19 protein-coding genes are annotated in these 19660 nt (G+C 67.5%); 7 read left to right on the forward strand and 12 right to left on the reverse strand.

Going from position 1 to position 19660, the window contains the following annotated elements; genetic code table 11:
- Positions 1–17: 17 nt before the first annotated feature.
- The gene (locus tag EV646_RS34890; RefSeq protein WP_132156389.1) at positions 18–269 is read right to left on the reverse strand and encodes a hypothetical protein; all 252 of its coding nucleotides are present in this window, start codon (positions 267–269) and stop codon (positions 18–20) included.
- 71 nt (positions 270–340) lie between these two features.
- Positions 341–829: an FBP domain-containing protein gene (locus EV646_RS34895; protein WP_132156391.1), complete on the reverse strand. Its 489-nt coding sequence runs from the start codon at positions 827–829 to the stop codon at positions 341–343.
- Positions 830–1109: 280 nt separating this feature from the next.
- Between EV646_RS34895 and EV646_RS34900 the strand changes: the two genes are divergently transcribed.
- The gene (locus tag EV646_RS34900) at positions 1110–1661 is read left to right on the forward strand and encodes a YceI family protein (RefSeq protein ID WP_132156393.1); all 552 of its coding nucleotides are present in this window, start codon (positions 1110–1112) and stop codon (positions 1659–1661) included.
- 144 nt (positions 1662–1805) lie between these two features.
- Here EV646_RS34900 and EV646_RS34905 read toward each other — a convergent pair whose 3' ends face one another.
- From EV646_RS34905 to EV646_RS34915, 3 genes are all read right to left on the reverse strand, one after another.
- Positions 1806–2309 (reverse strand): hypothetical protein, encoded by a 504-nt coding sequence (locus EV646_RS34905; protein WP_132156395.1) that lies wholly within the window; start codon positions 2307–2309, stop codon positions 1806–1808.
- A gap of 468 nt (positions 2310–2777) precedes the next feature.
- On the reverse strand, positions 2778–3344 hold the full coding sequence (locus tag EV646_RS34910; RefSeq protein ID WP_132156397.1) for a hypothetical protein: 567 nt from the start codon (positions 3342–3344) through the stop codon (positions 2778–2780).
- A gap of 253 nt (positions 3345–3597) precedes the next feature.
- A complete protein-coding gene (locus tag EV646_RS34915; protein WP_132156399.1) occupies positions 3598–4005 on the reverse strand; it encodes a RidA family protein in 408 nt (135 codons plus the stop codon).
- 139 nt (positions 4006–4144) lie between these two features.
- Between EV646_RS34915 and EV646_RS34920 the strand changes: the two genes are divergently transcribed.
- Genes EV646_RS34920 through pgm form a run of 4 tightly spaced genes read left to right on the forward strand, consistent with a single transcriptional unit; the run spans position 4145 to position 8066 of the window.
- Positions 4145–4525 (forward strand): winged helix-turn-helix transcriptional regulator, encoded by a 381-nt coding sequence (locus EV646_RS34920; RefSeq protein ID WP_132156401.1) that lies wholly within the window; start codon positions 4145–4147, stop codon positions 4523–4525.
- A 24-nt stretch (positions 4526–4549) separates the two neighbouring features.
- Entirely contained in the window at positions 4550–4915 is a 366-nt protein-coding gene (locus tag EV646_RS34925; RefSeq protein WP_132156403.1) for an MmcQ/YjbR family DNA-binding protein, read from the forward strand.
- Positions 4916–4924: 9 nt separating this feature from the next.
- On the forward strand, positions 4925–6391 hold the full coding sequence (locus EV646_RS34930) for a fused MFS/spermidine synthase (RefSeq protein WP_241996528.1): 1467 nt from the start codon (positions 4925–4927) through the stop codon (positions 6389–6391).
- Positions 6392–6443: 52 nt separating this feature from the next.
- Entirely contained in the window at positions 6444–8066 is a 1623-nt protein-coding gene (pgm, locus tag EV646_RS34935) for a phosphoglucomutase (alpha-D-glucose-1,6-bisphosphate-dependent) (RefSeq protein WP_132156405.1), read from the forward strand.
- Here the strand turns inward: pgm and EV646_RS34940 are convergent.
- Both EV646_RS34940 and EV646_RS34945 read right to left on the reverse strand, forming a co-directional pair.
- The gene (locus tag EV646_RS34940) at positions 8063–8446 is read right to left on the reverse strand and encodes a DUF3037 domain-containing protein (RefSeq protein ID WP_132156407.1); all 384 of its coding nucleotides are present in this window, start codon (positions 8444–8446) and stop codon (positions 8063–8065) included. The two genes, pgm and EV646_RS34940, sit on opposite strands and share 4 nt — an antisense overlap.
- Positions 8447–8522: 76 nt before the next feature.
- Positions 8523–9260, reverse strand: a complete 738-nt coding sequence (locus EV646_RS34945; RefSeq protein WP_132156409.1) for a HipA family kinase — start codon at positions 9258–9260, stop codon at positions 8523–8525.
- 56 nt (positions 9261–9316) lie between these two features.
- Here EV646_RS34945 and EV646_RS34950 point away from each other — a divergent pair, with 56 nt between their 5' ends.
- On the forward strand, positions 9317–10372 hold the full coding sequence (locus tag EV646_RS34950; protein ID WP_132156411.1) for a carboxylate-amine ligase: 1056 nt from the start codon (positions 9317–9319) through the stop codon (positions 10370–10372).
- Here EV646_RS34950 and EV646_RS34955 read toward each other — a convergent pair.
- The 5 genes from EV646_RS34955 to EV646_RS34975 all read right to left on the reverse strand — a co-directional run bounded on the left by EV646_RS34955 (position 10369) and on the right by EV646_RS34975 (position 17520).
- Positions 10369–12144: a glycerophosphodiester phosphodiesterase family protein gene (locus EV646_RS34955; protein ID WP_132156413.1), complete on the reverse strand. Its 1776-nt coding sequence runs from the start codon at positions 12142–12144 to the stop codon at positions 10369–10371. The two genes, EV646_RS34950 and EV646_RS34955, sit on opposite strands and share 4 nt — an antisense overlap.
- Positions 12145–12267: 123 nt before the next feature.
- A complete protein-coding gene (locus tag EV646_RS34960) occupies positions 12268–12990 on the reverse strand; it encodes a hypothetical protein (RefSeq protein ID WP_132156415.1) in 723 nt (240 codons plus the stop codon).
- A gap of 46 nt (positions 12991–13036) precedes the next feature.
- Positions 13037–15694, reverse strand: a complete 2658-nt coding sequence (locus EV646_RS34965; RefSeq protein ID WP_132156417.1) for an ABC transporter permease — start codon at positions 15692–15694, stop codon at positions 13037–13039.
- Complete coding sequence (locus tag EV646_RS34970) at positions 15691–16443, reverse strand: ABC transporter ATP-binding protein (protein ID WP_422386736.1); 753 nt, start codon at positions 16441–16443, stop codon at positions 15691–15693. The genes EV646_RS34965 and EV646_RS34970 overlap by 4 nt, the downstream gene beginning before the upstream one ends.
- 102 nt (positions 16444–16545) lie before the next feature.
- On the reverse strand, positions 16546–17520 hold the full coding sequence (locus EV646_RS34975) for a helix-turn-helix transcriptional regulator (protein WP_199237370.1): 975 nt from the start codon (positions 17518–17520) through the stop codon (positions 16546–16548).
- 23 nt (positions 17521–17543) lie between these two features.
- Here EV646_RS34975 and EV646_RS34980 point away from each other — a divergent pair, with 23 nt between their 5' ends.
- Positions 17544–19658, forward strand: a complete 2115-nt coding sequence (locus EV646_RS34980; protein ID WP_132156421.1) for a S8 family peptidase — start codon at positions 17544–17546, stop codon at positions 19656–19658.
- The last annotated feature ends 2 nt before the right edge of the window (positions 19659–19660 follow it).

Raw genomic sequence — 19660 nt, forward strand, 5'->3', positions numbered from 1 at the left:
AGCCGGGGTGACTGTGGTCAGTCCTCGTCGAGGGATTCGATTTCGAAGCGGAGTTGTTTGCCGGAGCGGATGCGTTCGATCGCGGCGAGGCAGGCGGCGTCGCTCATGTGGACACCGATCTCGCCGAGCTTGTGCCGCAGTACCAGGGCGGCGTCTTCCGCGGACCGGGAACTGGACTCGTTGATGGCCTCGATGGTCGTGGCGGTGAGCTTCTCGCGGATGTCCGGGTGAACCTGGTGGATCTCGTGCGTGATTCTGAACTCCGTCATCGCGACTCGCTCTCCCTTCGCCTACGGTGACCGCTGGTTCAAGCGTAGTTCCCCGGACCGCTTCGCGCGGCTTAGGCGAGGACGCGATTCACGAAACCTTCGAGCCGATTGTTCAGCCGCTCGGCGCGCTCCTCCGGCGAGGTGGTTTCACCCTGCGGTACTTCGAGCTCGCGCAGACCGCGCAGGTACAGCGAGCACGCCAGGTCAGCACAAATGTAGGTGCCCACCGTGTTGCCTTCCCGGCCGGCCGCACCCGCCCGCCGGGCCGCGAACAGCGCGACGTCGGTTACCTGATGTGCGGTGTGGCAGAGGTCGCAGAGTCCGGTCCCTCGGCGCGGCTTGCCGGTCGCTTGGGTGTTGAGCGCGATGCCCGTCACGCCGTCATTGCGTCGTACGACGAGATAGGCGCGGTTCGGCGCCTTCGGGTCGCGCCAGCCCAGATAGTCCAGCGATTCCCATGGCAGTTCCGCGAACTTGGGCGGCAGCGTCATCGCCTTCACCAGGCTCTTGGACGAGTTGATGAACGAGCGCCTGATCTCGTCGGCGGTGAGCGGTTGCACGACAGTCCTCCGATCCTTCGACCACACATCACACCTGCTGTCCGTGCGGCCCGCAACCCAATAATGCGGGCCCGTCTGGTTGCTGGGGGCAACGGTTAGGCGTCGACGCAGTCCGTGACCCGGCCGGTGTCGTGGTTGCCGGTGTCGTGATTGAAGGTGCCGTCCTCGTGTCGACAATCCCATTGTCGGACCGGCCGGGCAGGTCGGGGTGGACATCCGGGCCCGATGGGTGAATGGTTGACTATGCAAACTTCAACCAATCTGTTTGGAGGAGTTCTTCATGGCCGACGAGTATGCCGCTCTGACCGGCGACTACACGATCGACACCGCGCACAGCCGGGTCGGGTTCGTCGCCCGGCACGCGATGGTGACGAAGGTGCGGGGGTCGTTCAACGAGTTCGAGGGGGCGATTCACCTCGACGGTGAGAACCCGGCGAACTCGTCCGGGCGGGTGATTATTCAGGCCAAGAGCATCGACACGCGCAACGGCCAGCGCGACGAACACCTGCGCAGCAACGACTTCCTGGCGATGGACGAGCACCCGGAGATCACCTTCGTGTCGACCGCGATCGCGCAGACCGGCGACGAGAACTTCACGGTGACCGGGGATCTGACGATCCGCGGGGTGACGAAGCCGCTCGAGATCCCGTTCGAGTACACGGGGTCGGCGACGGACCCGTTCGGCAATCAGCGGGTCGGTCTGGAAGGCTCGGTCGTGATCAACCGGAAGGACTTCGGCGTCAGCTGGAACGCCGCACTCGAAGGCGGCGGCGTCCTGGTCAGCGAGAAGGTCACCCTCGAGATCGAGGTGTCCGCGATCAAGAACACCTGAGCGGTTCGCGTACGGCGAACCCACACCGGGTGCGCGCGTGCTCAGCTGGTAGAGCAGCTGGCTGTGGTCGCCGGCGAGATCCCGCGGTCGCCTGAGCGCGGCCGCGGGATCTCTGCTGACACGAGCGCCTGGTCACTCGCTGCCTTACGCGTGCCGGACCATTCGCTGCAGCAGGCCTTCGACCGCACCGCGCAGTTCGTTGTCGTGCTCGGGTCCCGACCAGACCACGACGCAGCCTTTGTCGCCCAGTTTGCTGGCGATCAGTTCGCGTGCCGGCGTCGGATCTCCTTGGTTGAGTACGACGACCAGTCGGCGCCCGTCGCGCTGCAGCCGATCGAGGAGCGGCGGCAGCGTGGAGCCCCGGAAGACTCCGGGATCGCTCTTCACCTTGGTCTCGACCATCACCCCGCGGCCGCGGACGACGAGGAGGAAGTCGGCTCGGTCGTGGGTGAACTCACGATCGTGATAGATCCGGGCTTTCGGCCAGAGTCGTTGCAGCGCTTCGTCGACGTCGGCGTCGTACCGCGCCGACAGTCGGCTCACCCGTGAGCTCGTCCCACGTGGACGGAACGCCTCAGGCGTACGGCGTCCACCACGACGGCGCGCGAACAGCGGCAACAACCAACGCCCAAACCTCGTGTCGATCATCGGCGGACCCCTCGACCTAGCCGGCACTCATCCCCAGTCTCCCCACCCCGCCACAGCACCGAACCCGCCCACCCCGATCGTGATCCCACCTCCACAAACCCCACCCAGCCCCGCAACATCCACCGCAAGTCGTGCGGGGCGGGCGGCAGCCACAAACCCCACGCACTCCCGCAACATCCACCGCAAGTCGTGCGGGGCGGGCGGCAGCGCGGAGAGGGAGGCTCTCCGCGCTGCGGGGCTCCGGGCCGCGAGGTGTGCCGGGTGGCAGCGGCCGGAACGATATGCGCCCCCTGGCGGTGGCATCCGCCGGCCGCGTGGGCCGTGGGCAATGCCAGCCGTAGGTGGTTGACGCGCGGTGGCGGTTGGGTTGCAGTCAGCCGGAGATGGCTTGAGCGGCGGCCGGGCGGTGCTAGCCGACGGGTAGGTCGGCATGGGGTGCTGGCGGTGGGTTGGCCGGTGGTGGCGTGGTTAGCAGTTGGTGGGGGTGGTGCTGCCGCCGTCTACTACCCAGTGGCCTTGGAGTTGTTGGACTCGCATGTGGTCCAGCCAGCGGGTGGGGGTGGTGGCGGGGAGGACTGGCTTGCCTTTGGCGTCGATGGTGCGGGCTGCGGTGGTGTCGTAGCAGGCGCTGACGATGACGCCGTTGGATGCGAGGGTGCGTTTGGCCCAGAGCACCTTGGTGACGCCGGTGTTGTGCAGCTTCTTGGTGCGGTAGTACTTCGCCTGGGCGCTGATCGACTGGAACATCTTCGGCGTCATCACCGGTTCCAGTTGCTTGACCTTCCGTCCACCGCTGCGCATCATCACGTCGAGCGCGACCCGGTAGTCGTAGTACGCGTTCACGACCGGGTCGTCCGAGCCGGCTGCCTGCTCGGCCTCACCGGCACTGCCGGCCTCGTCGGCGAGGCCGTGCTTCGACGCCTTCTTGGCGCCGGGTGACGAGGCGGCGACGTCGGACGAGTCCTCGCTGCCGCAGCCGGAGAGCATCAAAACCGGGATCAGCGTGGCGGTCACCGCCAGGTTCCGAATGCGCATGGTGTCCGAACCTCCTGTCGGGCGCGGCATGGCCGCTTGCACCGTCGGGCACACCCAGGATGTGCACTGAGCACAGTGCACGCCGTCCGGCACTGACCGTGTAACGCGGCGACACGGATCGTGGTCACTGTGACCTGAATCACAGCGACCCTCCAACCGGAGTACTGGATAAGGCTTCGCTCCGCGGCCGGAGGTGCCGGGCGCCCCCGATTCCTAGGCTCTAGTTGGCCGCTTCGGCGGTCAGTACACAGCTTCAGTCGAGGACTGCGGTCGCTTCGATCTCGACCAGGTGCTCGGGGACGTCCAGAGCCGCGACGCCGATCAGGGTGGTCGGCGGCACCGGAGTGACCCCCAGCGTCGCGGCCGCCCGGGAGATGCCCGCCAGGAGCGGGGTCATCTTGTCGGCAGTCCAGTCGACGACATAGAAGGTCAGTTTCGCGACGTCGTCGAAGGAACCGCCGGCCGCGTCCAGTGCGGCGGCGATGTTGAGGTAGCACCGCTCAACTTGCGCGGCGAGGTCGCCCTCGCCGACCGTGACGCCTTCCGCGTCCCAGGCGACCTGCCCGGCGATGAAGACCAGCTTCGAACCGGACGCGATCGCCACTTGCCGGTAGACATCGATTTTCGGCAGTTCATCGGGATTCTTCAGGGTGATGGTCATGCTGTCCGCCTCCTTGTCCAGGCTCCTGTAAGCCCGTGTTCGTCAAACCAGACCACGTGGTCTCTTGTAGTTACTCAGGAACTGTAGGAGAGTGTGCGTTGGTATGGAAGAACGCACTTTTCCGTGACTGGGGAACCTGATGGTGACCAAGCAGTTCAGCGGCTCGGCCGAGGATGCCGACCTGCGGCGCGCCGATTCCCTGGCGCGGGAGATCTTCTCCGACGTTGCCAACAAGTGGGCACTGTTGATCATCGAAGCCCTGGGGGAGGGCACCCTGCGCTTCAGCGAGCTGCGCAGCCGGGTCGAGGGCATCAGCCACAAGATGCTCACCCAGAACCTGCGCATGCTGGAGCGCAACGGCCTTGCCGAGCGGACCGTCTACCCCACCGTCCCGCCCCGGGTCGAGTACACGCTCACCGAAGCGGGCCACGGACTGCGGGCAACGGTCGACGGGATGTGCGATTGGACCTACCGGTACTTCCGGCACATCGAGACCGCCCGGCGGCGCTTCGAAGCCTGACGGTGGTGAATGCGGAGCGATGACATGGAGTCGTTGGAGCGCCTGCGCACACTCTGCCTGGCTCTGCCGGAGGTGACCGAGCGGCTGAGCCACGGCGAGCCGACGTGGTTCGTGCGGGGGAAGAAGACGTTCGTGATGTTCGCCGACCAGCATCATGACGAACGGGTCGGCTTCTGGTGTGCAGCGGCTCCCGGGGTGCAGGAGGCGCTGGTGGCCGAGGACCCGGAGCATTTCTTCCGGCCGCCGTACGTCGGTCATCGCGGTTGGCTCGGCGTCTACCTGGACGTGGAACTCGTCGACTGGGAGCACCTCGAGGACCTGGTCGAGGGCGCCTATCGCCAGATCGCTCCCAAGACACTGATCGCCCAGCTGGATGAGGACCACCGATAGGGTGACGCGGTGGGCAAGGGTGAAGTGAGGCTGGCGGTCGGGCAGCGACTGGCTATTGCGTTGGCGTTCGGCAGTTCAGCCGCTGTCATGGTGCTGGAGCTGGTGTCGCTGCGGCTGGTGGCGCCGTACATCGGGCTGACGCTGGAAACGAACACTGCGGTCATCGGCGTCGCGCTGGCGGCGATTGCGACCGGTGCGGCTCTGGGCGGGCGGTACGCGGACGCCGTGCCGCCGCAGAAGACGCTGGGGCCGCTGATGCTGTTCGGTGGTGCGCTGGTGATGCTGATCCTCCCGGTCGTCCGCTGGACCGGTGAGGCAGTGCGTGGCGGCGGCAGCAACCTGGTGTTCCTCGTCCTCGCTGTCGCATTGTTCGTGCCTGCATCGCTGCTGGCGGCTGTGACGCCGATGGTGACCAAGCTGCGGCTGGAGACGCTGGCGGAGACCGGAACGGTTGTCGGCCGGCTGTCTGCCTACGCCACGGTCGGTGGGATCGCAGGCACCGTCCTGACCGGGTTCGTCTTCGTGGCGAACGTCCCGGTCAGCACGATCGTGCTCACCCTCGGCGGCCTCCTGGTCGTCGTCGGTGTGGTGCTGACCGTCGTACTGCGTGGTGCTCAAGCGGCTGTGAAGCCGGTAGCCCTCGCAATGATCGGCACAGCGCTCACAGTCGTCGCACCGCGCCCGTGTGAGGTCGAGACGGCGTACCACTGCGCGCGCGTAGCCAAGGACCCCAGCCGGGAGAACGGCCGCACGCTGTACCTGGACCAGTTGCGGCACTCGTACGTCGACCTGAAGGACCCGACGTACCTCGAGTTCGACTACATCAAGAACTTCGCCGCCGCGATCAACGGCCAGTACGACGGCAACCAGCCGCTCGAGGCGCTGCACATCGGCGGTGGCGGCCTCACCATGCCGCGCTACCTCATCGCGACCCGGCCGGGCAGTCACCAGAAGGTGTACGAGATCGACGCCGGCGTGGTCGAGCTGGACAAGGCTGAGCTGGGTGTGCGGACCGGGCCGGACCTGGACGTCACGGTCCGCGACGGCCGGCTCGGCGTACGCGCGGAGCCGACGGACAGCCGCGATGTCGTCATCATGGACGCGTTCAGCGGCGTGTCCGTGCCCTGGCACCTGACCACACAGGAGCTGATCGCCGACATCCGCCGGGTCCTCAAGAGCGACGGCCTCTACCTGATCAACGTGATCGACTTCGGTGGCGCCAAGTTCGCCAAGGCAGAGATCAAGACGTTGCAGACCGACTTCCCGCACGTCGCCGTGATCGCGAAGCAGGACGAGAGCGGCGGCAACTTCGTGCTGGCCGCCGCGGACCAGCCGATCAACTCCGACGCCATCGCGGCCCGTCTCGGGCCGGGCATGGAAATCCGCGACGACCTGCGGGATTTCGTCGGCGACGCCCCGGTCCTCACCGACGACTACGCACCCGTCGACCAGCTACTGACGCCGTACACGAGCTGAGACAACCACCCCCGGAGTTGTGCTGGACGGCTCGGGCTTGTTGCATGTGGTCATGCACCCACGCGCAGGCCAGCCCGCACAGCCCGAGGACCTCGTCGACGTCGACGCGCTGCTCAAGGCGTACGACGACATCACCCCGGACGTGGACAACCCCGCCCAGAAGGTCGTCTTCGGTACGTCGGGCCACCGGGGCTCGAGCCTGGACGGCGCCTTCAACGAGGCGCACATCCTGGCCATCACCCAGGCCATCTGCGAGTACCGCGCCGGTGAGGGCACCAGCGGACCGCTCCTGGTCGGCCGGGACAGTCACGGCCTCTCCGAGCCGGCCTGGCGGACTGTGCTCGAGGTGCTCGCGGGCAACGACGTACAGACGCTGGTGGACAGCGACGACCGGCTCACGCCCACCCCTGGCGTGTCGCACGCGATCCTGCGGCTCAACCGCGGTGCCGGCGCTGGTGCGGACGGCATCGTCATCACCCCGTCGCACAACCCGCCCCGCGACGGCGGCATCAAGTACAACCCGCCGCACGGCGGTCCGGCCGACTCCGACGCGACCGGCTGGATCGCGGCCCGGGCCAACGAGCTGATCGCGGGCGGCAACCGTGAGGTACGGCGGAAGCCGTTCGAGCAGGCCCGGTCCCACGCGGGGGAGTACGACTTCCTCGGCCACTACGTCGACGACCTGCCCTCGGTGCTGAACCTGGACGCGATCCGCTCGGCCGGAGTGAAGATTGGCGCCGACCCGCTCGGCGGCGCGAGCGTCGACTACTGGGCTGCGATCGCGGACCGGCACCAGCTCGACCTGAACGTGGTCAATCCGACGATCGACCCGGCCTGGTCGTTCATGACGCTGGACCACGACGGCAAGATCCGGATGGACTGCTCCTCGCCGTACGCGATGGCCTCGCTGGTCGCGCAGCGGGACCGGTACGACGTGGCCACCGGCAACGACGCGGACGCGGACCGGCACGGCATCGTCACCCCGGACGCCGGGCTGATGAACCCGAACCACTACCTCGCCGTCGCCATCTCCTACCTGTTCGCCAACCGCCAGTGGGGCCCGGACGTCGCGGTCGGCAAGACGCTGGTGTCGTCGTCGCTGATCGACCGGGTGGTCGCGGACCTGGGCCGGCGGCTCTGGGAGGTGCCGGTCGGCTTCAAGTGGTTCGTGCCCGGGCTGATCGACGGATCGGTCGGTTTCGGCGGCGAGGAGTCGGCCGGAGCGAGCTTCCTGCGCTTCGACGGGACGGTGTGGACGACGGATAAGGACGGCATCCTGCTGGCGCTGCTGGCGAGCGAGATCACCGCAGTCACCGGTGAGACGCCGTCGCAGGCTCACGCGAAGCTGGTAGAGCGTTTCGGCGCATCGGCGTACTCGCGGGTGGACGCACCGGCCACTCGTGAGGAGAAGGCGAGGCTGTCGGCTCTGTCCGCGGACGCGGTGACGGCGACCGAGCTGGCCGGCGAGCCGATCGTGGACCGGCTGACCAGTGCCCCGGGCAACGGAGCTGCTATCGGCGGACTGAAGGTGACGACCGAGTCGGCCTGGTTCGCGGCTCGCCCGTCCGGGACTGAGGACCTCTACAAGATCTACGGCGAGTCCTTCAAGGGGAATGACCACCTGGAGCAGGTGTTCGTCCAGGCTCGCGATGTGGTCTCGAAGGCCCTCGGCTAACGGACGAAGGCGTCCAGCAACCGGTCCAGCTCCGCGGCGGGGTCGTTGGTGATCCCACTGTGGATCGGTCCGGGGTGTACGACGGTACTGCGGGGAGCGGCCAGCCAGCGGAAGCGCTCACCGATGCCGGTCGCCGCAGCCGGGCCGCCGACGGGGTCACCGGCGCAGATTGCGCGGATGTGGTCCAGGGACGCACACACCACGTCGACGTCGACGGCGGGGTCGAGTGCCTTCAATCGCGCCTGATCCACGTCCCAGGCAGCGGCGAGGAAGTCCAGGGAGCGGCAGTAGAGCACGGCGCCGACGTTGATGAACTCGCCGCGCTGGATCCGTGGCGCTGCTCGCAGGATGACGTAATCGAAGGGGACCAGGGAGCTCATCGACGTCCTCGCTTCGCTCCGGGCGCCGATGAGGCGCGAATCAGCTGTGCCGTCTTGATGCCCTCGCTCCGCTCGGTCATCGTGCACCTCCTGGCAGCCAAGCAGAGCGATCCGAGAGCCGCGCGGTCAGATGACCGAGGTATCGCTCGCGATCTCCGTCCTCGATCCACTCGTCGGGGACGAGACCGATGACCTCGGTGAGCAAGTCTGGAGTGATCGACGACGCCAGCTCGTCGTCCACCGCTGCGACGGATGGTGTGGCGACCGAGAAGACGTGGTCGGAGGCGTCGTACGGGAGAGAGGCGAACTTCTCCGCGGACATCCAGGAGTGGTGGAAGTACAACGCGGCGCCGTGGTCGATCAGCCAGAGGTTCTTGTGCCAGACCAGCATGTTGGTGTTGCGCCAGGACCGGTCGACGTTGGCGACGTACGCGTCCAGCCAGAGGATGCGGGCCATGCCTTCGTCGCCCGGGCCGCCGCTCGAGCCGTCGTACCCGAAGGAGCCGGGGAGGAAGTCGACGGCGAGGTTCAGGCCGGCGCTGCGCAGCAGCAGTTCCTGGATCTCGAAGTCCGGCTCCGACTTGCCGATCGCCGGGTCGAGCTGCATCAGCTTCAGCTCCGGCACGCGCAGGCCGAGCCGGCGGAACAGTTCGCCGACGATCACCTCGGCGACGAGCGCTTTCGGGCCCTGGCCGGCGCCGTGGAACTTGAGTACGTAGGTGCCGAGATCGTTGCCCTCGACAACACCAGGCAGCGAGCCGCCTTCGCGCAACGGCAGCACGTAGCGGGTGGCGGTGATGGTCGGCAGGCTCACGTCGCAGAGCCTAGTCAGCCCGTTTCTGGCCTCGAACGCCCGGGTACCGGCCAAAAGTGAAGCACCCTTCCTTCGGAGTCGAAGAAGAGCTCCTGCTTGTATCCGCCACCGGTGATCCACTCCCACGCAGCAAAGCGGTCGTGGAGGACCTCAAGGACCTGGACGTCGCCCTGGAACTGACCAGGGCGATGGTGGAGATCAACACTCCGGTGTGCCAGACCTCCTCCGAGCTGCGCGCCCATCTGACCGACATGCGCTCCAAGCTCGCGAAGGCAGCCGCTGAGGAGGGTGCACGGCTGTTGGCGATCGCAGTACCTCCACACGGCAAGGCAGCCCAGTCGATCACCAACAAGCGGCGCTACCTGGAGCTGGCGGCGCGGTGGGGCCTGCTGGCGCGGGAGCAAGGTGTGTGCGGTTGCCACGTGCATGTCGACGTACACGACAAGGAGACGGCTGTGCGGGTCAGCAACCACCTGCGGCCGTGGCTGCCGACTCTGCTGGCGCTCACCGCGAACTCACCGATCTATCTGGAGCAGGACACAGGCTTTGCGAGCTGGCGGTGGCTGATGGCGACACGCTGGCCGTGTGCTGGCCCACCGCCGTACCTGGAGTCGGTGGAGCACTACGAGGCGCTGGTGGCGATGCACATGGCTGCCGGCACGCTGCTGGATGAGCAGATGGTCTATTGGGACGTCCGGCCGTCCACACACCTGCCGACAGTGGAGGTGCGGGTCAGCGACATCCCGCTCACAGTGGACGAGACCGTACTGCTTGCCACGCTCATCCGCGCGCTGGTGATGACAGCACTGGACCAGGGCACCCAAGGCCCGACGCTGGAGCCTGAAGTACTGCGAGCGGCCTACTGGCTGGCTGCACGCGACGGACTCACCGGCAACGCGCTGGACGTCCTCAAGGCCGAGCCGATGCCCATGACCAAGGCAGTCGAAGGACTACGCCAGTACGTCGAACCGGCGCTGCAGGAACTGGGTGACTCAGCCATGGTTGACGACGCCATCCAGCGGGTACTAGCCACCGGCAACGGAGCCGTCCGCCAACGCAAGGCCTTCCGTGAGGGCGCAAACCTCATCGCCCTCACGGAAGTCAAACCCTAGCTGCGGAGGAAGTCCTCCAAGCCGTGCAGATCGTCCGTGTTGATGTGGTCGACCCCAGCCGCGGCCAGCTCGCTCCACAGCGCCTCCCGCGCCGCACCCGGCGCGTCCGGCGTCGCCCAGAACCGCACCCGGTAGCCGGCGTGGTGAGCCGTTACCACGATGTCGTGCAGCTTGCTGCGCTCCGCCGCCGGCATCGGGCCGATACCGTTCCAGGTGAAGTTGTTCGTCCAGTTGTCGCTCACCAGCGGCATGAGTGACGCCGGCATCCCCGACTGCAGATCGCCGAGCCGTCCGTCGTACCCGGCATACCGGACCTTCTGACCCTTGAGTACGTCGAGGGGCCGGTTGCCGCTGATCACCGACGTCACCGCACCCGTCAGCACGCGTCCGTCGACGAACACCGTGCTGATGCCGCGGTACTTCTCCAGTTCCTTGTCGACAGCGGCGTACGTCGAAGGGCCGTCGCTCTTGATGTCGATGAGCAGCTGGAAGTCCCGGCCGTGCTTGTAGACCTGGCCGTGGTTCTCACGCACCCGATCGGCCAGCGGCTTCAGGTAGAGGCTCTCGAGGTTCCGGCCCGGCTTGGCGTCTGCCAGGTCGTGCGCGACCCGCAGTTCGCCGTCGACCAGCCACACGTCTGCCTCGACGCTGTTGAAACCGCGGTCCAGCGCGTCCTGCAGCGGACGCCGGTGCTCGTAGTCGTTGTGCGCGTGCGCCGACGGCAGCGCCTGTACGGCGGGAGCGTTGTACGCGCGTGGAAGCTTGAAGCCGTCGGTGCGTACGACGGAACGCAGCCGGTCCGGGTAGTCGGTGATGATCCCGTCGACGCCCTTGTCGATCAGCGACTGCATGGTCGCCGGGTCGTCGACCGTCCACGGCACCACCTTCATCCCGGCCGCGTGCGCGGACTTGACCATGTCGGCGGTGACGTACGGCCGGTAGGTCGGGTCGGTGACCTTGCCGTCCTGCGGGAAGCCGTGCACCGGTGAGATGGCCGACGCGCCGAACGACTTGGTCGCCTTCACCAGGTCGCCGCCGAAGTCGTCGATGTCCAGGCCACCCAGCCACGGCGACTTGCCTGGCTGACCGACCTGCAGGAAGTCGTAGTTCGTCAGCGCGACCAGCGGCAGCTCCGGCGCGACCTCGCGCATCCGCATGAGTGCGCCCCAGTCGAAGCTCTGGATCGTCACCTGCCGGGCGATGTGTGCCTGACGGATCTCCCGCGCGACCACCTGCACGAACTGTTCGCGCGGCGCGGTCTCGGAGGGTGCGCCGGCTTCGACCTTCGTCTCGATGTTCAGCTTGGCGCCGTACGCGTGGTAGCGGTGCACGAGCGCGAAGATGTCCCGCAGCTCCGGCATCCGGGCGCCGGGGTCGGGCTGCTGACCGGGGAAGTTCGGCAGCGTCTGCGAACCGCAGTCGAGTTGCTTGACCTGCTTCAGCGACAGCGTGTTGATGAACTTGCCGACGTACGGGTATTCGGGGTCGTTCGGCGTGTACGGCGCGGTGTCCTTGCACTTGGTGCCGGAGACCTTGCGGTCGTGGGTGACGACGGCGTACCCGTCCTGAGTGATCTGGACGTCCAGCTCCAGCGTGCTGACACCGAGCTCGAGGCCGTGCGAGAACGACGCGATCGTGCTCTCGACGGTCAGCCCGAGACCACCGCGGTGAGCCTGGATGTCGAAGTCGCCACGGGCCGCGGCGGCCGGCGCGGCGGGCAGCAGAGTGGCGACGAGGGCAAGCGGGAGGAGCGCGCGGGCAAGGCGGCGCATGAGGGAAACCTTTCCAACGGTATGGGCGGACGCACCCGAGGCTGGCTGCCCCAGGGATACCTGTGCCTTCGTGAAGGTAGCCGACAAAAGGCCGACCGGTGACCGCCGCGTGTCGCCGGACGGCTACGGAGTGGAGGTGATTCGCCGGGTGGACTGGGTCTCGGCCGCGATCGTGCCGTTCTTGAAGGCCGGATCCAGCGTCCCCTCGTCCCGCCGGGTCAGCGTGAGGTTGATCGGGCAGGTCGTCGTTGGCTTGACGCCAGGTGTCGGTGTCGCCATGGACGGCGTGATCGAGCCGGCCGGGATCGTCACCGAGGTCCGTCCGCCCTCCAGTTGCAGGCTTCCCGTGGTGACACACTCGCCGGCCCAGCTCAGGATCGCCCCTGCCTGCGACGGCTCACTGGTGAACCGTACGTCGATGGCCTGGCGGCGCGAGTACGTCGTACCGCTGGCCGGCGCCGTCAGGCGGACCCGTGCCGGCAGGGCGATGGTCGACTTGGGCGCGGAGGTGTCGTCGCCGGATCGCTCCAGGTCGAAGGTGATTTCGGTGCCTGGAGCAACCACTCCGTCGAGCCGGTTGCGGTAGTCGGTCGCGCCGGCGGAGCGGCGGTGCTTGAGCTGAACGGTCTTACCGGCGCCCGAGGCGGTGATGTCCTCGCCGTCGCCGAGCTCGACGAAGGTGAGGGTCCCGACGCGGAGGGACGCGGTGACGTCGGCCGCGTCGGTGTCCTCCGGCAGCGAGACGAGCAGGTCAGCGGTGATCCCGCTGGTGCGGATGTCCTTCGAATCCACCGTCGAGCATCCGGCCAGGACGAGCACGACAGCGAGGGCGGTGATTCGCTTCATAGGTCGGGAAGCTACAACCCCAAAGGCTCAGCTCTCCTGCGTACAACTACTCATACTGCAGTGCCTCCAATGGATTCAGACGCGCCGCGCGGCGGGCCGGCCAGATAGCGGCGAAGATGCCGACGACGACCGAGACGACGGCGAAGATCACCAGCTGACCGGCCGGGACGGTGAAGGTGATCTCGTCCAGCCGGGCCGCCAGCAAGCCCGCGAGGACCAGCCCCAGGACGATGCCGATCACCGCGCCGATCAAGGCCGTGATCACACTTTCCTGGCGGATCATCCGTTTCACCTGGCCTCTGGTCAGGCCGATCGCGCGCAGCATGCCGAGTTCGCGAGTACGCTCGAAAACCGTCAGCACGAGCGTGTTCACGATGCCGAACAGGCTGACCAGGACCGACAGCGCGAGCAGGACGTAGAGCACGTTCAGCAGGCCCTTGATGCTGTCCGTCTGCGCCTTCTTGAACTGGTCCCGGGTCATCGCCTTCGCGTTCGGGAAGGTCTGCAGCGCTGTGCTGAGCGCGGCCGTGTTCTCCGGGGTGACACCGCCGCCCATGTTCAGGAAGGTGTAGATGTTCTGCGGTTGCGGGTTCTCGCTGTCGAACGTGGCGGTCGCGATCGTCACGTTCCCGAACGGCGACCCACCCGCGGGCGGGCGGAAGATCCCGCGCACCTGGAACTGCAGCACCTTGCCGGTCACCATCTCCAGGCCGAGCGTCGACCCCACCGAGAGGCCGTGGTCGCCGGCGTACTCGTCGTCGACGATCGCGCCGTTCGGATCCAGCTGGCCAAGCGACGCTTGCGAGCCGTCTCGCCAGTCGAACCTGAGCAGCTCCGGGGCCGTCTTGTCGATCGCCGTGATCGAGATCGTCTTGTCGAACGCCCTCGCCTGACCACCGCGGACGCTGGTCACCTCAGACACACCTGGCACTTGGGCCGCTGCGGCAGCCACACTCGGTGGCAGCGGGCTGAAGTTGTTCTGCGCGGTGATCGCGTAGTCGGCGCTGAAGATCCCGTCGACCGCGTCCTCGAAGGGCTTGATCAGCCCTGCGCCCAAGGTGGCGACGAGCGTGACCAGGGCAAGCCCGATCATCAACGCCGCCGCGGTCGACGCCGTGCGTTGTGGATCGCGGCGGCTGTTCTGCCCGCCGATCTCGACCGCCGGCCGATCCGGCAGCACGCGGGGGAACTCCGGATGCTGGCCGAACAGCCGCCGGATCGCCCAGTACGGCAGCAGGATGAACGGCCAGATCAGCGCGGTCAGTACGACGACCGACCAGCGCGCGATCGGGTCCGACACAGCCGCCAGCGGACGCACCAGCCGGTTCGAGAAGGATGCGATCCCGATAAACAGCAGCAGCACCCCAAGACCGAGCAGAGACAGCAGCGTGCTCGTCTTCAAACCGTCGACGAACAACCCGACCAGTGCGGCGGCGATCCCTGCCAGCGCGAGCAACGCAGCACCCACAGGACGGAACCGATGCAACCGCCCAGGCTGCAGCGTCGCCCCCTCCCGTACTGCGGCAATCGGCGGTACGCGCGTCGCACGCCAAGCCGGCCGGAGACTCGCCACCACGGTCACGACGGTGCCGACGATGATCGCCACCACGATCGTCCGGGTCTCGAACACCAGCCCGTTGTTCGGCAGCGTGAACCCGACGGCGTCGAACAGATTGAACAGGCCGGTCGCGATCGCCAATCCAAGGAACAACCCGGCCACAGCTGAGACGAACCCGGTCACCACCGCCTCGAGCACGACCGTGCCGAGGATCTGGCGGCGGGACGCCCCGAGCGTGCGGAGCGTGGCGAACTCGCGGGTCCGCTGGGCGATCGTGATCGACAGCGAGTTCGCGATCACGAACGAGCCGACGAACAACGCGATCCCGCCGAAGACCAGCAAGAACGTCTGCAGGAAGTTCAGGAACTCGGTCGTCCCCTCCGCATCCTCGGCTGCCTGGTCCTCCGCGGTCCGGACCTGGGTGGCCGGCGGCAGGATCTGCTGGACGGACGCGATCAGTTGCTGCTTGTCGACGTCCTTCTTGGCCGCGATCAGGATCTGGTCCAGCTTGCCGGTCTTGCCGAACAGTTGCTGCGCCGTACCGAGCTCGAACCCGGCCAGCGTCGCGCCACCGATGGACGACACCGCACCGAACTCGACCAGCCCGGAGACCCGCATCCGCTCAGCCGCACCGCGTGCCTGTATGCCGATCTCGTCGCCGGCCTTGAAGCCCTTCTCCGCAGCGGTGTGCGTATCGATCACGACCTCGCCGGCCGCGGGCCAGGCGCCCTTCACCAGCGAGAGCGTGTTGAACTGCGGCAGCGCCGGATCGACGCTGAAGCCGAGGTTCGGCGCGCCGCCGAAAACGATCGCTTTGCCGTCGCGGCCGATCAGCTGCGCCTCGCCGAAGACCCCACCGCCGGCCGCGCCGACCTGCGGCAGCTCGCGAACCTTCGGCAGCAGGTCCTGCGAGAACGCCGGTGCCGTCGTGGTGCCGTCGTCGGCCGGGTCGAACGCGGACTTCCCGGTGATCGCGGCGTCGGTGTTCTTGTAGTTCTCGGTGAAGATCGAATCGAACGCCGACGTGATCGAGTCGGTGAGCACGTAGGTGCCCGAGATCAGCGAAACTCCCAGTACGACGCCGATCGCGGTCAGCGCGGTACGGAGCTTGCGAGCCAGCAGGCCCTGCAGAGCGAACCGGATCACTGCAGATCCAGCGTGTCGATGATCTGGAGGATCTCGTGCTGGCTGGAGCGACCGGTTTCCTTCACGATCTCGCCGTCGGCCAAGTAGAGCACCCGGTCCGCCATCGCGGCGGCCTTCGCGTCATGCGTGACCATCACCGTGGTCTGGCCGTACTCCTCGACCGAGCCACGCATCAGGTCGAGGATTTCGCCGCTGGTCCGGGAGTCCAGGTTGCCGGTCGGTTCGTCGGCGAACACGACAGTCGGCCGCGACACCAGCGCCCGCGCGATCGCGACCCGCTGCTGCTGACCACCGGACAACTCGGCCGGCCGGTGCTCGAGCCGATCGCTCAGCCCGACCCGCCCGATCAGCTCGTCGAAGAACTGCTGGTCCGGTTTCTCACCGGCGATGGTCAGCGGCAGTACGACGTTGTCCCGTGCGGTGAGCATCGGCAGCAGGTTGAAGAACTGGAAGATGAAGCCGATGTGCTTGCGGCGCAGCTTGGTCAGCGCGTCGTCGCCGAGCGTGGTGATCTCGGTCCCGGCGATCTGTACCGACCCCGACGTCGGCCGGTCCAGCCCGGCCAGGATGTGCATCAGCGTCGATTTGCCCGACCCGGATGGCCCCATCACCGCCGTCAGCTGTCCGGGCTCGATCTGCACATTCACCCCACGTAGCGCGTGGACAGCTGTGTCGCCCTCGCCGTACACCCGGACGATCCCCTCCGCGTGCACTACCTCGGCAGTCGTAGTCCCCACCATGCCGACCATCGCCCCTCCCTGGCGGTCAGCGGCCCCCAGCCGTATTTTTGTTTCTCCCGAGTGTGCTCGTGTTCGGGCGATATCGATAGGGGGATAACCCCTGGATCACCCTTAGACCCAGCCCCTTCGGGCAGCGTGGAAGCCGAGCTGGAGACGGGTGTCAGCGGAGACGAGGTCCATCAGAGCGCGGACGCGGCGCTGGACCGTGCGCATGGAAAGGCCCAGCTGGTTGGCCACAGCCTGGTCGGTGAGGCCGGCCAGGAGCAGGCCCAGAATGCGGGCGTCCAGCTCGGGCAGACCGTCGGACGAACCCTCCACCATGCCGTCTGTGCCCAGTACGAGCGGCAGGCCGTCGCGCCAGACGCGGTCGAACAGAGCGAGCAGTGCATCGAGCATGCCGCTGCTGTGAACGATCAGCGCGCCGATACTGCCTCCTGAGCCGGAGAGCAGCGGCACCAGCGCTATCCGGCGGTCCACGATCAGCATCCGGATCGGCAGCTCCTGCACCACCCGGACCTCCTCACCCGCCTGTAGTGAGTCAGACGCGGCAGCGAAGAACCCAGGGCGGTCGAACGCGCTCCGCTCGATCACCACGCGGTAGCGCACCCCACGGGTGACCGCGGCGTCTTCCTCCTTGTTCTCCTCGGGTGGTACCACCGCGATCTCCGCCTTGACGAAGCCGAGGACCTCCTCGCGTGCGGACATCTGCAGCTGCGCGAACCGCTGCCCGACGGCCTTGGCCCCGCGTACGACGTCCACGACGTCGCCCACTTCACGGTCGGTGTCAGTACCGCGGTAGACCTCGGCCAGCGACTCGATCTCGCGCTGAGCCCGGCGCAGCTCCTCCTCACGCTGCACGGCCAGTGCGGCGAGTGCGACCGATGGGGGAGACGCGACGTACCGGTCCGTGCCGCCGCTGGAGCGTGCGGCCAGGCCGAGCGTCTCCAGCGCCGCCAGTGCGCGCGCGGCCTCCACCGGGTGACAGCCGAGCCGCCCCGCCAGCCCGGCGGCGTCGTACGACGGCACCTCGATCAGGGCGCGGTAGGCGAGTTCCTCGGGGTCATCCAGTCCCAGCACGTCGAGCACGATGCCTCCCAGCTGACGGTTGTGTGGCGGCCGGGACCCTTGACCGGAGCGTCCCGTACGTCGGCGGCCCGCAGGCCTGGCAAGCGGGCTACGACGGAACCGGTACGACCGTCGCCGTCCTCGACACCGGTGTCGACGCGGAGCACCCGGACTTGGCCGGCGCGGTCAAGGCCGAGCAGAACTTCACCGACAGCCCCGACGCCGTCGACCACGACGGCCACGGCACGCACACGTCGTCCACGGTCGCCGGCCGCGGCGTCGCCTCGAACGGCAAGATCAAGGGTGTTGCTCCGGGCGCCGAGTTGCTCTCGGCAAAGGTCCTGAACGACTACGGCCAGGGCGACCTGTCCTGGATCATCGCCGGTATGGAGTGGGCCGTTGCCCAGGGCGCCGACGTGATCAGCATGAGCATCGGTACGTCGGAACCCGTCGACTGCACCGACCCGATGGCGGCCGCCGTCGACCGGATCAGCGCATCGTCGGGTGTCCTGTTCGTCGTTGCGGCCGGCAACCTCTACGGCCCGGCCGAGACGATCAGCAGCCCGGGCTGTGCCGCGTCCGCGTTGACCGTTGCCGCGACCGATCTCACTCAGACCACCGCGGACTTCTCCAGCCGCGGGCCGGTCATGAGCAACCACGCGGTCAAGCCCGACATCGCGGCGCCTGGCGTGGACATCACCGCGGCGCGGGCCGGCGGTCGCGGCGATTCGGCGTACATCGACATGAGCGGGACCTCGATGGCGACGCCGCATGTCGCGGGCGCGGCGGCGATCCTCAAGCAGAAGCATCCTGAGTTGAGGGGTGCCGAGCTGAAGGCGATCCTGCAGAACTCGGTGCGGTCGGCAAGCACCGCCGGGGTCTACGAGCAGGGAGTCGGCGAGCTCAGCGTGTCCAACGCGATCACGCAGCAGGTGACCGGACCGGCGACGACCGACCTCGGGACCTTCGCCTGGCCGCATACGGCGGCAGATAAGACGACAAAGCAACTGACCTATCGCAACACTGGGAAAGAGCCGGTGACGCTGAAGTTCGCCGTCGATGCCCGCGGCAACAACGGGAAGACGTTGCCACGTGCACTCATCAGCTTTGGCTCGAGCTCGCTGACGATCCCGGCCGGTGGGACCGCTTCGCTGCCGCTGGTCGTCGATCCCACGGTCTCCGTGGATTACGGCCTGTACGGCGCGATCAGCGCACGGGTGGTTGCTACCAGCAACGACGGACGCACGGTCGTCACCCCGGTCGGCTTGTACCTCGAGCCGCAGTACGTCGACGTCACCTTCAAGCTGATCGACCGCAACGGGAAGCCCGCCTCGTCGATCACCGCGCTGGACGTGTTCGACACCGACAGCATCGCCGCCCAACGGATCGGGTTCGAGGGCGCGGATCAGACGCTGCATCTGCGGGCCGGCACGTACTCGCTCGCCGCGATCATCGCTACCGGCGACGCCGACGGATTGGTCGAGTCGTACGCCTTTCTCGGCGACCCCGAGATCACCCTGACGAAGAACCTCACGATCACGTATGACGCTCGTACGGCGGCCGAGGCCAAGGTGACGACGCAACGGCCGACCGAACGCAAGGGCGGCAGCCTGACCTACGGGCGGGTGATCGACAACTGGATCTTGGCCTCCAGCCGCAGCTTCGGCACCCGGATCAAGTCGATCTACCTCGGGACGACGGGGAAGGCGAAGCGCGGGACGTTCGAGGTGGTCGAGGGCTGGCAGTTCGCGTCACCGGCCGCAGCCAAGTCGCCGTACCTGTACAGCCTCGCTTTCACGCATGAGCAGCAGATCAAGGGGAAGCCGGAGCATCGGGTCCGCGATCGCGAGCTGGCGACAATCGATGCGACGTGTGTCGCAGATGGTCGGGCACTCGGATGCGATGAGCTGGCCGTTCGCGACGCTGATGACGTCGACTGCGACGTCGTACCAGGCTGGGAGCCGGCACGCGGAGAGCTGGTACAAGGCGGGGCTGCGGCCGGGGATGGTGACGGATCAGACGACCGGGCTGAAGTACGCACCGGCGGCGCGGGAGGGGAACTCGGTCTGGAGCAACTTCCCCGCGTGGTCGGACAGTCAGCCGGGGCACTTCGCGCGGCAGGGGTTCCTGGATCTGGGGAACACCGAGCTGCTGGCTGATG

This window comes from Kribbella antiqua (assembly GCF_004345665.1).
In the GTDB taxonomy this organism is placed as follows: Bacteria; Actinomycetota; Actinomycetes; order Propionibacteriales; family Kribbellaceae; genus Kribbella; species Kribbella antiqua.